At 73.8% G+C, this 15,035-nt stretch carries 11 protein-coding genes; 2 read left to right on the top strand and 9 right to left on the bottom strand.

What is annotated here, in order from left to right:
- Positions 1-48: 48 nt before the first annotated feature.
- The gene (locus K4B79_RS37770) at positions 49-888 is read left to right on the top strand and encodes a hypothetical protein (protein ID WP_232031927.1); all 840 of its coding nucleotides are present in this window, start codon (positions 49-51) and stop codon (positions 886-888) included.
- A gap of 74 nt (positions 889-962) precedes the next feature.
- Here K4B79_RS37770 and K4B79_RS37765 read toward each other — a convergent pair whose 3' ends face one another.
- A complete protein-coding gene (locus K4B79_RS37765) occupies positions 963-2,786 on the bottom strand; it encodes a cell division protein PerM (protein ID WP_232031926.1) in 1,824 nt (607 codons plus the stop codon).
- A gap of 97 nt (positions 2,787-2,883) precedes the next feature.
- Here K4B79_RS37765 and K4B79_RS37760 point away from each other — a divergent pair, with 97 nt between their 5' ends.
- The gene (locus K4B79_RS37760) at positions 2,884-3,969 is read left to right on the top strand and encodes a helix-turn-helix domain-containing protein (RefSeq protein WP_232031925.1); all 1,086 of its coding nucleotides are present in this window, start codon (positions 2,884-2,886) and stop codon (positions 3,967-3,969) included.
- A 236-nt stretch (positions 3,970-4,205) separates the two neighbouring features.
- Here K4B79_RS37760 and sucD read toward each other — a convergent pair whose 3' ends face one another.
- From sucD to K4B79_RS37720, 8 genes are all read right to left on the bottom strand, one after another.
- Entirely contained in the window at positions 4,206-5,090 is an 885-nt protein-coding gene (gene sucD / locus K4B79_RS37755; protein WP_232031924.1) for a succinate--CoA ligase subunit alpha, read from the bottom strand.
- A 21-nt stretch (positions 5,091-5,111) separates the two neighbouring features.
- Entirely contained in the window at positions 5,112-6,290 is a 1,179-nt protein-coding gene (gene sucC / locus K4B79_RS37750; RefSeq protein WP_232031923.1) for an ADP-forming succinate--CoA ligase subunit beta, read from the bottom strand.
- Positions 6,291-6,753: 463 nt separating this feature from the next.
- Complete coding sequence (locus tag K4B79_RS37745) at positions 6,754-8,523, bottom strand: hypothetical protein (RefSeq protein WP_232031922.1); 1,770 nt, start codon at positions 8,521-8,523, stop codon at positions 6,754-6,756.
- 241 nt (positions 8,524-8,764) lie between these two features.
- Positions 8,765-9,796 carry a hypothetical protein gene (locus K4B79_RS37740; protein ID WP_232031921.1) on the bottom strand — a complete coding sequence of 344 codons (1,032 nt, stop codon included), beginning with the start codon at positions 9,794-9,796 and terminating at the stop codon, positions 8,765-8,767.
- Positions 9,797-10,038: 242 nt separating this feature from the next.
- A complete protein-coding gene (locus tag K4B79_RS37735; protein ID WP_232031920.1) occupies positions 10,039-11,232 on the bottom strand; it encodes a vWA domain-containing protein in 1,194 nt (397 codons plus the stop codon).
- Complete coding sequence (locus K4B79_RS37730) at positions 11,232-11,405, bottom strand: hypothetical protein (protein ID WP_232031919.1); 174 nt, start codon at positions 11,403-11,405, stop codon at positions 11,232-11,234. The genes K4B79_RS37735 and K4B79_RS37730 overlap by 1 nt, the downstream gene beginning before the upstream one ends.
- Positions 11,406-11,461: 56 nt before the next feature.
- Complete coding sequence (locus tag K4B79_RS37725) at positions 11,462-13,855, bottom strand: DUF5682 family protein (RefSeq protein ID WP_232031918.1); 2,394 nt, start codon at positions 13,853-13,855, stop codon at positions 11,462-11,464.
- Positions 13,856-13,897: 42 nt separating this feature from the next.
- Complete coding sequence (locus K4B79_RS37720) at positions 13,898-15,028, bottom strand: ATP-binding protein (protein WP_232031917.1); 1,131 nt, start codon at positions 15,026-15,028, stop codon at positions 13,898-13,900.
- Positions 15,029-15,035: the final 7 nt, after the last annotated feature.

Below are 15,035 nucleotides of genomic sequence, written 5' to 3'. Positions count from 1 at the left end.
ACCAGACAGGCCACACAGCCGAATCACCTAGGGGAAGACGCTCACTTGATGCCGGACCGCAGTCTGCGACTCCTCACGCTCCCCCCGCAGTCCTCACAGGGAGGGGAGCGCAGCGGCGTGCTGCTGCGGGAGCGCCCCGCCTCGCCTCCGGACGCGTCGTCCGACAACACCCCCTCGGGCGGCCAGGGCGGCGCCGGGCAGGGCGGCACACCGCAGGGCACCCAGGACGACAACCCGTTCGCCCCGCCCCCCGAGGGCTCACCGGACCGCCCCTGGCAGCCGCGGCACCCGCAGGGCGGCGACTCCGACCAGGGACAAGGCCCGGACCAGGGCCAGGGCCAGGGTTCCGGTGACTCGCCCTGGGGCAACCAGTGGAGCGACCGCCAGCCCGGCCGCTCCCCCGGCGGCTTCGGCGAGCGTCCGGGCGGTGGCGCCCCGGGCGGCGGTCCCGAGGGACCAGGCGGCGGCCCCGGCACCGGTATGCGCTGGGACCCGACCGACCCCGCCCAGCGGCGCGCGCGGTACGCCCTGCTGAGCGGTATGTGGGCCTTCTTCTTCGCCCTCTTCAGCTGGCCCTCGGTGGCGCTGCTGCTCGGTGCGCTGGCCCTGTACTGGTCCATCAGCGCCCTGCGCGCCCAGCCGGTCCGCGCCTCCGACCCCAACACGCCCGCGCCCGCCCAGACCGGCCGCCCCCAGACCACGGCCGCCATCAGCGGCCTGGTCACCGCCTCCCTCGCCATCACCCTCGTCGCCGCCGGCTTCGCCGCGAAGCTGGTCTACAGCGACTACTACACCTGCACCAACGACGCCCTCACCAACGAGGCGAAGCAGGCCTGCACGGACCACCTCCCGAAGGAACTCCGCGGGGTCCTGGGCACGGACAGCTGACGGCCCCGACGGGGACGCCGGGCGCCTGACCGGGCGCCTGACGGGGCGAGGCCGTCCCGACTCCGGTCGGCTCCTCAGGGCGTCGGCGGTGGCTCCGCCGGGTCCCCCGAGGCTTCTCGGAGTGCCGCCCAGCGGGCCTTCCTGGCGGCGTCGCCCTCGTCCCAGGGGGTCTGGGGGGCGTCGGCGGGCAGGAAGTCGTAGGGCTCGAAGGCGTTGTCGGTGACGTAGGACACGTAGGGCTCGAAGACGTTGTCGGCGCTGTCGGCGGCGTAGGAGACGTAGGGCTCGAAGGTGCGGTCGGCCGGGTCCGCCGTGTCGGTCCCGTAGGGCGGGGAGGGCACGGTGGCGCTCGGGCCGGCGGCCGCGGTCGACCCGGCCGCCCCGCCGTCCGGCATCGGCACCGACGCCGCGTCCTCGCCCCCGCTCCCGCCCGGCAGTCCCGCTGTCCCGTCCCCGGGCACCCGCGCCGCCGTTTCCGCCGCCGCCTTCTCCACCCTCGGCCTGCCGATCGTCGCCCCGTTCTCGTCGCCCTCGCGCCGGGCTCGCCGCTCGCGGCAGCGCCACGCCCGCAGGCCCAGCGCCGTCGGGACGGCCGTGGCCGCGATCCAGGCGAGGGCCGCGCCTCCCGTCTGCCACCACACCGGCCCGAAGCGGGAGAGCGCACCGACCCCGAGGGGCCCTCCGGCGAGGGCGGCCAGCGCGCAGACCAGCCCCGCGCACAGGAGGGCGGCCAGAGCGGCGACCCCCGCGGTCCGCCCGCGCGACCAGGCAGCGGCCCCCGTCCCGCCGGACGCCGCTTCGCGCGCCCTGGCCACCGCGCCCCGCCCCGTGAACCAGCCCACCGTCACCCCGGCCACCACCGGCACCAGTCCGGCCGCCCAGTTCAGCGGTGTGGCCAGACCCGGGTCCGGTACCGCCGAGAGGAGCGGGAACGGGGGGAGCAAGGGGGCCGGGGCGGAGACGAGCGGGGTGACGGCGTGACCGGCGCCGAGGGTGAAGCCGGGGCCGAGGGCGTAGGCGGCCGCCCATACCGCCGCGTTCGGGACGAGGGCCAGGCAGAGGAGCAGGACCGCAAACCGGCCGGACCACCCCTCGGTGAGGTGCAGGAAGGACTCCCGGGTGCCGGTTCCGTGCCACACCAGCGACACCGCGAGCAGCGCCGCCCCGCCCCCGACCAGGACCGCCGCCCCGGCCCCGGCGGCACGGGCGGCCGTGCCGAGCCGGTCCCGCGCGTCCGGCCCGAGGAGGAGCCGTCGCAGGCCGCCCGGCAGCAGGATCAGCACGCTGTCGACGGCCGCGCGCGGACGCCCGTACGCCGTCCAGACCCCCGCTCCCGCGGCCGCCATGACGACCAGCGGGAGGCAGACGCAGGTCCACGCCCAGGCGGGCCGCAGATCACCGCCCGAGGCGTACCCCGCGGCGGCCGAGCCGACGGCGAGGTAGCCGAGGACGACGCCGGTCCACGCCGTACGGGCGGGTACCGGAGGCGGCCCCTCGGCCTCCGCCGCGTCGGCCTCCGCCCCATCGGCCCCCGCCGCGTCCACCGCGTCCCGCGCCGCCCGGTGCACGAGCCACACCGGCAGGGCGAGGAGGAGCAGCGGGGTGACGCCGACGGGCGCGGGGACGCCGGAGAGCGTGTCGGTGCGGACCAGTTCGGCACCGTGCGCCAGCAGCCACAGGGCGGCGGCGACACGCAGCGCGCCGCTCGGCCCGCTGTCGGGGTACGGCGAGCTGATCCACAGCACCATCACGAGCACGGCGAACGAACCGAGCCCCAGCCCGGCGGCGACGGCGCCACCCAGGAGGCCGGCGGCCACTCCGGGCGATCGGTCGCGCATCCGGGTGAGCAGGGACGACAACAGCGGTCGACGAGCGGTCATCTGGATCACGCCCGCCATGCTCCCAACGACACGCGCTTTCCCGTCGTAACAGGCGAACCTCCGATGTGTCGCTCAATATACGTTTTATGTACTTTTTTGTGCGAAGGGGCACCCGGTGACGCAGAGCCCTGCACCCCCGCTCCCCCCGCCCACCGAACGCCGACGCCTGCGCGAGGCGGGGTCGTTGACGCAGGCTCAGGTCGCGGCCCGGGTGGGCGTCGCCCGCGAGACGGTACGCGCGTGGGAGACCGGCCGTACGACACCGCGCGGCCGGAAACGGGAGGCGTACGCGAGCCTGCTGGCCGAACTCGCGACCGGCGCGGCCGACCTGCCCGTACGCACGGCGGCCCCGGTGCCCGTCCCGCCGCCGCCGTCGGAGCCCCGACCCGAGGCGCCCGCGGCCCCCCTGACGCCCGCTCAGGCCTTCGACGCGCTGTACGCGTTCTGCGCCCCCGCCCTGGTCCGGCAGGCGTACCTGCTCACCGGGCGGCGCGAGCTGGCGCGCGAGTCCGTCGAGCGGGCCTTCCAACTCGCCTGGCAGCGCTGGCCCGAGGTGGCCCGCGACCGGGACCCGGCGGGCTGGGTCCGCGCGACGGCGTACGAGTACGCGCTCTCCCCCTGGCACCGCTTCCGCCCACGCTTCCGACACCCCGAGCCACCCCCCGCGGACGCGGCGGACCGCGCGCTGATGGCCGCGCTCCTGCGCCTCCCGCCACCGCGACGCCGCACTCTCCTGCTCTACGACGGTGTCGGCCTCGACCTGCCCGAGACGGCGGCCGAGACCGAGGCGAGCACCCCGGTGACGGCGAACCGACTCCTCCACGCCCGCGCCGCGATCGCCGCCCGCCTGCCGGCCCTGTCCGACCCCTCCGAGCTGCACCGACGCCTCGCCGAACTGGCCTCCACGGAACGCCTCCGTGCCGCCAAGCCCCCTACTGTCCGCACCGGCGGCGAACGCCGGGCCCGCTTCTGGACCCGGGCCGCGATCGCCTTCACCGTCGCCCTGATCGGCACGACGGCCCTCACGGTACGGACCGCGCCGACGCAGTACGAGCCACCGGTCCCTCCGGGGGAGACGGTGCAGGGGGTGCCGCCCAGGGTGGCTCCGGGGCCGTTGTCGGAGGCGGAGGTGGCGCTCAGGGCCAAGCTGCGGGGTGCGGCGGTGAGGGGGCCGGAGAGGTTGGTGCCGCTGGTTCGTTAGCTGCGGGCCGGTGGGGGCTGGTCGCGCCCCGCGGCGGAGCCGCATATTGATACAGCCCCGCGCCCCTAAAAGCTTGGGGCGCGCGTGGCAAGCCTGCTTTTAAGGGGCGCGGGGAACTGCGCGACCAGCCACGACCCACCCGCACCCGCCGAACAACCGAACCCGGCACCCCAGAACGCGCCGATGGGCCCGCCCCCACCCAGGGAACGGACCCACCGACGATCAGCTCAGAAACCTCAGCCGGCCAGAATCTCCCGCGCCAGCTTCGCCGTCTCGGTCGGCGTCTTGCCGACCTTGACGCCGGCGGCCTCAAGGGCCTCCTTCTTCGCCGCGGCCGTACCGGAGGAGCCGGAGACGATGGCACCGGCGTGGCCCATGGTCTTGCCCTCGGGCGCGGTGAAGCCCGCGACGTAGCCGACGACCGGCTTGGTCACGTTCTTCGCGATGTAGTCCGCCGCACGCTCCTCCGCGTCGCCGCCGATCTCACCGATCATGACGATCAGGTCGGTGTCGGGGTCGGCCTCGAAGGCGGCCAGCGCGTCGATGTGGGTCGTGCCGATGACGGGGTCGCCACCGATGCCCACGGCCGACGAGAAGCCGATGTCCCGCAGCTCGTACATCATCTGGTACGTCAGCGTGCCGGACTTCGAGACCAGGCCGATGCGGCCCGGCTTGGTGATGTCGCCCGGGATGATGCCGGCGTTGGACTGGCCGGGGGTGATGAGACCCGGGCAGTTGGGGCCGATGATCCGGGTCTTGTTGCCCTGGGACACGGCGTAGGCGTAGAACGCGGCCGAGTCGTGGACGGCGATGCCCTCGGTGATGACGACCGCGAGCGGGATCTCGGCGTCGATGGCCTCGACGACGGCGGCCTTCGCGAAGGCCGGGGGTACGAAGAGGACGGATACGTTCGCGCCCGTCTTCTCGATCGCCTCGGCGACCGTGCCGAAGACCGGGATCTCGGTGCCGTCGATGTCGACGGACGTGCCCGCCTTGCGGGGGTTCACGCCACCGACGATGTTCGTGCCGTCGGCCAGCATGAGCTTGGTGTGCTTCATGCCCGTGGCACCGGTCATGCCCTGGACGATGACCTTGGAGTCCTTGTTGAGGAAGATAGCCATGGCTGTTCTGTCCCTCGTCCCTTACTTCGCAGCCGCGAGCTCGGCGGCCTTGTCGGCCGCGCCGTCCATGGTGTCCACGCGCTGCACCAGCGGGTGGTTGGCGTCGGAGAGGATCTTGCGACCCAGCTCGGCGTTGTTGCCGTCCAGACGGACGACCAGCGGCTTGGTGACTTCCTCGCCCTTGTCCGCGAGCAGCTGCAGCGCCTGGACGATGCCGTTGGCGACCTCGTCGCAGGCGGTGATGCCACCGAAGACGTTGACGAAGACGGACTTGACGTCCGGGTCACCGAGGATGATCTCCAGGCCGTTCGCCATGACGGCGGCGGAGGCGCCGCCACCGATGTCGAGGAAGTTGGCGGGCTTGACCCCGCCGTGCGCCTCACCGGCGTACGCGACGACGTCCAGGGTGCTCATGACGAGACCCGCGCCGTTGCCGATGATGCCGACCTCGCCGTCGAGCTTGACGTAGTTGAGGTTCTTCTCCTTGGCGGCGGCCTCCAGCGGGTTGGCCGCGTCCTTGTCCTGGAGGGCCTCGTGCTCCGGCTGACGGAACTCGGCGTTCTCGTCGAGGGAGACCTTGCCGTCCAGGGCGATGACCTCGCCGGAGGCGACCTTCGCCAGCGGGTTGACCTCGACCAGGAGGGCGTCCTCCTTGATGAAGGTGTCCCACAGCTTGACAAGGACGTTGACGACCTTGTCCGCGACCTCGGCCGGGAACTTGGCGGCCTCGACGATCTCGCGGGCCTTGGCCTCGGTGACACCCTCGTTGGCGTCGATCGGCGTCTTGGCGACGGCCTCGGGGCGGGTCTCCGCCACCTCCTCGATCTCCATGCCGCCCTCGACGGACGCGATGGAGAGGAAGGTGCGGTTGGCACGGTCCAGGAGGAAGGAGACGTAGTACTCCTCCACGATCTCCGGGGCCGTCTCGGCGATCATCACCTTGTGGACCGTGTGGCCCTTGATGTCCATGCCGAGGATGTTGGTCGCGTGCTCGACCGCCTCGTCGGGGGTGGCGGCGAGCTTCACGCCGCCGGCCTTGCCACGGCCGCCGACCTTCACCTGGGCCTTGACGACGGACTTGCCACCAAGACGCTCGGTGGCTGCGCGGGCCGCCTCAGGCGTGTCGATGACTTCACCGGCCAGCACCGGTACATCGTGCTTGGCGAAGAGGTCCCTCGCCTGGTACTCGAACAGGTCCACGCGCTTCCGTCCCTATCAGTGATCTCGCGGTTCGTTGTCTGCGTGGGCGTGCCGCGAGGGCAACGTGACGTCCGCTGTCTGTCACAAGGGTGGCGCACACGGTGTCCGAGCGCGCGGCATGTCCGTCTCGCAGGTTATCGCTGCTTGCGGGGGGCCTCTAAATCGCGAGTCACACCTGAGCGGTGATACCTGTCACATGATGCCGGGATCACTGGCACGGCGTGCCGTCGGGGAGAGACCTCACCGGGTTGGGGTTGACCCGGTGAGGTCCCCTGAGCAGCCCCTCAGGGGCTCAGGACGGGCGGTCCCCACCCCAATGGGGACCAGTCCGTCCCGTCCACGAGGTGCCGGCCGGACAGACCGACGGCTTTCGGCCGTCCGTGGCCGGGACCCTCATGGAGTCGGTCGTCCGCCGCCGGGTCGTTCCCCCTCCGGCGGCGGCGCATGGGTGGGTGCGGGAGCGTCAGACGCCGTACGCGCCGCCGAGGTGCACGCCCTGGGCGTTCTGTACGTCCTGCGCATAGCCCGGGGTGGCCGAGTCGGCCACGCCCTCCACACCGGAGAGGGCATGACCGGCCAGCGGGTCCGCGCTCTGCCGGACCGTCCCGGTCAGGTCCTGCGCGAAGGGGGCGACCTGGCCGGCGACGCCGTACGCGAACGGGGCCACCTCTCCCGTGACGCCCTGCGCGAAGGGCGCGAGGTCACCGGTGACTCCGTACGCCAGATCGGTCGCGGAGCCGGTCACGCCGTACGCCAGCGTCGTGGCGCTGCCGCCGACGCCCTCCACGACCGGGCGGACCGTCTCGACGACCGTGTCCACGACCGGCCGGACGGCGCCGGTGACGCCCTCCGCGAAGGGGGGCACCTGTCCGGTCACGCCGTGGCCGAGGTGGGTCGCGTGGCCGGCGACGTCGTGGCCGAGGTGGGTCGCGTGACCGGAGACGTCCTCCGCGAGCGGGGCCGTCTCACCGACGACACCTCCGGCGAAGGGACCGACCTCCCGCGTGACGCCGTACGCCAGCGCGCCCGCGTCCTCGACGGCCTGCCCGGCGGCCGGGACCACGCCGCGCACGGCGGTGTTCACGACGGGCGGCAGGACCGAGTCGGCGGTGTCGGCGGCGATCCGGCCGACCAGACCGGTGGCGTACGGCGGAACGTCCGCGACCACGCCGGTGGCGTACGGCGGAACGTCCGCGACCACGCCGGTGGCGTACGGCGGAACGTCCGCGACCACGCCGTACGCCGTCTGCCGCGCCTGGCCGACCGCGCCCGTGGCGACCGGCCGCACACCGCTCACCGCGCCGGTGACGACCGGCTGGACCTCGGCGACGACCCCGTACGCCAGTGCGCCGGCGGCGTCGACGGTGTGCCCGGCGGTTCCCGCCACCCCGGCCGCGGCGCCGCCGACGACAGGGGTCGCCCCGCCCACGGCCCGCTCTGCGACCGGCACCGCACCGGCCACCGCGGTGTACGCCACCGGCGGCACGGCCGCGGCCGCGGTCTGGTCGAGGACCGGGGTGACGGTCCCTGGCACGCTCGCGACCGTGCCGACGACCCGCTGTTCTACGCCGGTGACGGTGCCGGTGAGGTGGCTGGGGACGCCGGAGACGGTGGCGGTGGCAGCGCCCGTGACGGTGCCGGCCTCGCCCTGGAGGGCCCCCGTCGCGCCGCCGATCCGGGCCTCGGCGCCGGTGACGGTGCCGGTGACCGTGGTGTGCGCGGCGCTCGTGACCGTGCCGGTGGCGTCGACCGCGGTGCGTCCCGCGCCGACGGCCGTGTCCGGCGCCTGCTCCAACTCGGGGGCGAAGACGGAGAGGGGGCCGAAAAGGTAGTCGACCTCGTCCTGGGGCGCGCTCGCGTCGGAGACGGTGTTCCGGACGCCGGTGACGGTCTCGGCGGTGACGGCGCCCGCCTCGGCCTGCGCCGCGCGGGCCGCCTTGGCGCCCTGGATCGCGGCGGCGCCCCTGACCTTGGAGGCCTTCGGCGCGGTGACCTTCGCGTCGACGTAACGGCGGGCCTGGTCGGCGGTGGAGGCCGTCCGGGAGGTGTCGGTGCTCGTGGCCGTGGCCGTGGCGGTGTCAGTGACGGTGGCGCCGACGGTGTCGGTCGTCGCGTCCGGCGTGGAGAGGGAGGACGCGGGCAGTTCGTCCGCGTTGGCCACGGCGGAGCCGAGCGCCCAAGCGCCCGTGACACCGGCGGCTATCACGATGGAACGGCGGATGTTCTTGTTCATGGTGTGCGTCAGATCCTTAGATCCTCGGAAGTTCCGAAGCGCCACGGCGGAGCCGTCGGGGCCTCGGGACCTGGGAAGGCTGGGACATCCGGTGCCTGGAGAAAGGCGCCGGGGCTTCGTCCGGAGATCGGGAGATCAAGAGATCCGATGATCTGGTGATCCGGTGATCGAGGGGGATCCGGACGGGCGGACAGACCTGTTCCGCCCCCGCGCGGCAGGTCTGCTGCGGGGGATGTCCTGCCTAGGCCGGAGAGACCGGAATGTCCCGGTGCCTGTTCCGGGTCCCGTCGGCGTCGACGCCGACGGCCGCGCCGGGCACGAGCCGCAACGGCGCCCGGTGATCGAGGGTGACCGCGTTGGCGTCACCGCCGTGCCGCGAAGTGCCGCTGTCCATCGCCGACTTGCCGAGCAGGGCGCCACCCGGGGAACCGGGCGACTGGGGCGCGGGGACGGGCCCGGCGGGAGCGGCCCGGTGCGTGGCTGCCGACGCCGCACCGCTGCTCGCCACGGCGCCGTCCATGAATCGGGGCCCGTGGACGGAAGGCGCCTCTACGGCTGAACGCCCCCCGGAATCCTCACCCTTCGCCCCCGGCGAGGTCGCCCCCGCGCCCGGCTGCGGCGCGGGCGTGACCGGCACGGAACTCACCGGCGCGGGCAACGTCTCCCCCGGAACAGCCGGAACACCGGGCAGACCGGGTAGCTCGGGAGCACCGGGCGGCGTCGGCAGGCCCGGCCAGGACGGGGCTTCCGGCCAACTCGGCGACTCGGGCCAGCTCGGGGCGTGCGGGAAGCCCGGGAGGCTCGACTCCGGCATATCCGGCAGGCTCGGCAAGCCCGGCTTGCCCGGCAGGCTCGGCAAGCCCGGCAGCGATACCGACGGCGGCAACTTCGCCTGCGCGTCGGCCACCACCTCGGTCACCTTCTCGGCGACATCACCGACGGGCCGGACGACCCGGGTCCCCACGGACCGGACGACCTGCCGCACCACGGGACCCGGCACAGGGTCCTTGACGTCCACGTTCGTGCCGACGGCAGACGGCTTGGGGTCGGTGATGCCGGAGCGCGTCACCCCGCCGAGCGCATCCGTCGTCGACGACCGCACGGTCTTCGGGGGAGCCGACGGCACCCCGTCCACCGCGTGTGCCTGCTCCCCGCAGAGGAGACCGAGCGCGAACAAACCGCCCACCAGCACCGCCACTCGCAGCGCATACCGCCCGGCCGCCGTACGCATCACGCGCAGAGCGGCATCGGGAAACACGGCAGCCCAGGTCAAGATGGGGAGAGTCCTCCCATGTGGCGGAACGAGGTACGCGGGTGCGAGCGAGGAAAGCGAGTCGCACCGCTGACGGTCGCCGATCCTCGCACGCGACGCCCGAGGTTGCGCAAGCCCCTCGCTCCCGATGCGTACTCATGTCCGTTTTGCTGGGCCGAGTCCACGTCAGTGGGTCGACAAATCCCCGTCGATTTCCGCCCGGTCGGCCGGTCTCAGACCGTCTCAGGTCGTCTCAGGCGGCCTCAGGCCGTCTCCGGTGTCGGAAGCGGCCGCTTCTCGATGGCCGCCGCCATCACGTCGGGGAAGAGGTCGGGCGTACACGCGAAGGCCGGTGCGCCGAGCGCGGCGAGCGCCGACGCGTGCTCCCGGTCGTAGGCGGGAGCCCCTTCGTCGGAGAGTGCGAGCAGCGTCACGAACTGCACCCCCGACGCCTTCATCGCCGCGACCCGCTTGAGCATCTCGTTGCGGATGCCGCCCTCGTACAGATCACTGATCAGCACGACCACCGTCTCCGAGGGCCGCGTGATCTGCGACTGGCAGTACGCGAGCGCCCGGTTGATGTCCGTCCCACCGCCCAGCTGCGTGCCGAACAGCACGTCGACCGGGTCGTCGAGCTGGTCAGTGAGGTCGACGACCGCCGTGTCGAAGACGACGAGCCGTGTGGTGATCGACCGCATGGACGCCAGCACCGCCCCGAACACCGAGGCGTAGACGACGGACGCCGCCATCGATCCCGACTGGTCGATGCAGAGCACGACCTCCTTCTTCACCGACCGGGACGCCCGCCCATAGCCGACCAACCGCTCCGGCACGATCGTGCGGTACTCCGGCAGGTAGTGCTTGAGGTTGGCCGCGATCGTGCGGTTCCAGTCGATGTCGTGGTGGCGCGGCCGGTTGATACGGGCGCTGCGGTCGAGCGCCCCCGTGAGCGTGGCCCGGGTGCGGGTGGCGAGCCGCTTCTCCAGGTCCTCGACGACCTTGCGCACGACCGCCCGCGCCGTCTCCTTCGTCGTCTCCGGCATCGCCTTGTTGAGGGAGAGCAGCGTGCCGACCAGGTGCACATCGGCCTCCACCGCCTCCAGCATCTCCGGTTCGAGCAGCAGCGTGGACAGCCCGAGCCGGTCGATGGCGTCGCGCTGCATGACCTGGACCACGGAGGAGGGGAAGTACGTCCGGATGTCCCCGAGCCAACGCGCCACCGACGGCGCCGACGACCCCAGCCCCGCCGAACGGTCCCGCCCGGCCCGGCCCTGCCCCTCCCCCTTGCCGTAGAGCGCGGTCAACGCCCCGTCCATCGCCGCGTCCTGCCCGGACAGCCGGCACCCCGTGCCGTCGGCCTCCTCACCCCCGAGCACGAGCCGCCAACGCCGCAGCCGCTCCTGCGCGGGGTCGACCGGACCGGCCGGGTCCGCCTGATTGCTCGTCTCGGTCGTCATCAGCACACCCCCACGGGCAGCCGGTCCCAGAGAGGGATCACCGGCACGGTCGTCGTCGGGCCGTGGCCGAACGCGGAAGTCCGCCGCCGGAGCGCCGGCCGGTCCCCGTAGCCCTCGGTACCGGTCTTCACGATCTCCGCTGCCTCCACCGCCTCCGCTACCCCTGCCTCCATGACATCCACTGCTCCCGGAGTCGCCACGTCCTCTCCCGCCCTCTCCCTCTCGGTCGTCATCGCGTCACCCCCACAAGGTCGTTGTCGGCGCCCTTTTCCGCCGCGTCCGGCCCCAGCAGCAGCCGCAGCACCGGCAGCACGGCGTCCGCGCGCCCGCTGTCGAGGTCGGGAGCGAAACCGGGTATGCCCGTCCCGGTGCTCGCCGTCCTCCTGGTGCTCCCCGGCCCGCGTCGGACCAGTTCGCCGAGGGTCCGGCGGACGCCCGGCTCGTACGCGGAGAAGGTGCGCCGCAGCAGGGGCAGGACGTCGGTGAACGCCTCCGCCGGCACCCCGGTGAGCCAGGCGTCGACCAGTGCGAGCAGCCGTTCGTCGTGGACGAGCAGCATCCCGCCGCCGGAGCCGCCGCCCACGAAGCCCTCGATCCAGGCGGCCGCGTCCGCCGGCGGTGTTCCCGGCGACAGCACGAGTCCCATGAGCCGCGCCGCCTCGTCCTGGGCCAACTCCCCGCCGTCCAGCAGCAGTCGTACGGCACGGCCTCGGATCACGCCGGGCATGGTGTCCCGCGCGGACAGCACCCGCAGCACCGCGTGCCAACGCTGCCGCAGGTCCGCGTGGGCCGCGGCGGGCGCCTCGCCCAGCAGCCCCACCGCCGAGTGCACCGCGTCGACATGGCGGCGCATCTCCTCGGCGGCGTCCGTGTCCAGAGCGGTACAGGCCGGGGGCAGGCCGACGAAGATCCGCTCGGCGAGGCCCGCGGCGACCTCCGTCAGCGCTCCCGTGTCCGTGCCGCGCACGTCGCCGTAGCGCAGGGAACGGACCAGGGCGGGCAGGGCCTGGGCGAGATGGCCGACGTCGGTGTCGAGGGCCGCCCGGTCGGTGAGGACCCGCGTCACCGTGGGCAGCGCGTCCGGCAGTTCGGCCAGCAGGCAGCGCTCGGCGAGCCCAGTGACATCGGCGAGGCCCGGTGCCGCGACGGCGTCGGACTCCGCCTTGGCGGTCGCCGCGGCGAGGACGGTCGTCCCCCACACCCCCGCCTCCGCGACCCGCACGGCCAGCTCCGGCTCCCAGCGCAGCCGCCAGGTCTCCCGGAAGGTGCCCGTGCTGCCCCGCGAGGCGACCGGCTCGCCCCACGCCACGCCCAGCAGCGTCAGCCGGTGCAGCAGCCGGCTGCGCTCCGCGTCGGTGTCCTTGCGCAGGTCGAGCTCCAACTCCCGCTCCAGCGCCTCCGGTTTGAGCCGCAGCCGCCGCTGGATCCGGTCGAGGTCCCGCTGCAACGGCACCGCGGGCGCAGCCTGCGGCACCTCCCCCAGTACGTCCCCCACCACGAGCCGGTCGTGCACCAGGGCCAGCGGCACGTCCGAGCCCTCGCACATCACCGCCCGTACGGCGTCGGTCGTCTCGGTCAGCCCCGCCAGCGGGCGGCCCCGCATCGCCGCGAGCGTCTCCGCCAGCCGCACCGCCTCGATGACGTGCGCCGAGGACACCATCCGGTCCTCCTCCCGCAGGAGTCCCGCCACCTTGGTCAGCCATCGCTCGACCGGCCGGTCCGGCGCGCCGAACAGATGGCCGTACCAGCCCGGGGAGTCGATGCCCGCGCCGTACCCGCTGTGCCGTGCCAGCCGGCGGTGCGTCCACGGCACCCAGGTCATGTCCGTCCTGACCTTGGGCAGCCCCTTCAGCAGCCCCTTGTCGGCGGCCACGGTGGTCCTGCGCCGCAACGCGGGCACGTGCCAGGCCCCGCACACCACGGCCACCGCGTCCCCGAACTCGCGCTGCGCCGCCCGCGTCTGGAGCCGCATGTACGCCTCCCGCACGAGATCCTTGTCGTGTCCCCCGGTCCCGAAGGCCTCCCGCAGCGCTCCCATGGCCTCTTCCAGCACGGTGAACGGCGCGAAGGGATCCCCCGTGTCCCCCTCCGTCCCCGCTGTCCCGCCCCGGTGCTCGACGACGTCCTCCCACCACCGCTCCGGGTCGTCGTACCCGGCGGTCTCGGCGAGCACGGCCAGCGGATCGACCCGCACCTGGGCGTCGGGCACGGGCGCGTCGGCACCGGCCGAGGTCCCGTCCTCGGGCTCGGTGGCCGCGTCGCTCCCCCACGCGAGGGTGTGCGCGGCCGGCAGGTCGATGAAGCGGGCCGGGACCTCGTGCTCCAGGGCCCAGCGGATCGCGACCCACTCCGGGGAGAACTCGGCCAGCGGCCAGAACGCCGAGCGGCCCGGCTCGTCCACGGCGTGGGCGAGGAGCGCGACCGGGGGCCGCATGTCCTCGTCGGCGGCCAGCGGGATCAGGGCGTCGGCCTCGGGCGGCCCCTCGATCAGCACGACCTCGGGCCGGGCGGCGGCCAACGCCGCCCGCACCGCGCGCGCGGACCCCGGCCCGTGGTGCCGCACCCCCAGCAGCAGCGGCCCCCGCCCGGGCCACCGTCCCGCGGTCTCCTCAACTCCGGTCACGCCGTCCCCTCCTCTCCACGCTCCGGTGCCGCCCGGTGTCGTTCACGCGCTCACCTCGCGGCAGGCCCGGTAGAAGTCCTTCCAGCCGTCGCGTTCACGGACGACCGCCTCCAGGTACTCCTGCCAGATGACCCGGTCGGCCGCCGGATCGCGGACGACGGCGCCGAGGATGCCCGCGGCGACGTCACCGGCTCGCAGGACGCCGTCGCCGAAGTGCGCCGCCAGCGCCAGTCCGCTGGTGACGACGGAGATGGCCTCCGCCGTGGACAGCGTGCCGCTGGGCGACTTCAGCTTGGTCCGGCCGTCGGCGGTGACGCCGTCGCGCAGTTCACGGAAGACGGTCACGACACGGCGGATCTCGGCGATGCCGTCGGGCACGGCCGGCAGGTCGAGGGAGCGGCCGATCTGGTCGACGCGCCGCGAGACGATGTCGACCTCGGCCTCGACGCTCTCCGGCAGCGGCAGCACGACCGTGTTGAAACGGCGGCGCAGGGCGCTGGACAGGTCGTTGACCCCGCGGTCGCGGTCGTTGGCCGTCGCGATCAGGTTGAACCCGCGGACCGCCTGCACCTCCTGGCCCAGTTCCGGTATGGGCAGCGTCTTCTCCGACAGGATCGTGATGAGCGTGTCCTGGACGTCGGCGGGGATACGGGTCAGTTCCTCGACGCGGGCCGTCATCCCCTCGGCCATCGCCCGCATGACGGGGCTGGGGACGAGGGCGTCACGGCTCGGGCCGTGCGCGAGCAGCTGCGCGTAGTTCCAGCCGTACCGGATCGCCTCCTCCGGGGTGCCGGCCGTGCCCTGCACCAACAGGGTGGAGTCGCCGCTGACCGCCGCGGCCAGGTGCTCGGACACCCAGGTCTTCGCGGTGCCGGGCACGCCGAGCAGGAGCAGGGCGCGGTCGGTGGCGAGGGTGGTGACGGCGACCTCGACGAGACGGCGCGGGCCCACGTACTTCGGCGTGATCACCGTGCCGTCGGGCAGGGTGCCTCCGAGGAGATAGGTGGCCACCGCCCACGGCGAGAGCTTCCAGCGGGCCGGGCGCGGCCGGTCGTCCTGCGCGGCGAGCGCGGCGAGTTCGCCCGCGAAGGCGTTCTCGGCATGCGGCCGCAACGCGTCGGCGGTCTCCCCCTCGGGCACTTCGACAGACTTCGGCTCTACGGACACAGACATGGCTGAG

Origin of the sequence: Streptomyces lincolnensis, assembly GCF_021173675.1 — a bacterium.
In the GTDB taxonomy this organism is placed as follows: Bacteria; Actinomycetota; Actinomycetes; order Streptomycetales; family Streptomycetaceae; genus Streptomyces; species Streptomyces lincolnensis_B.
The sequence above is the reverse complement of the archived record's forward strand: the minus strand, read 5'-3'. Positions and strand labels throughout refer to the sequence as shown.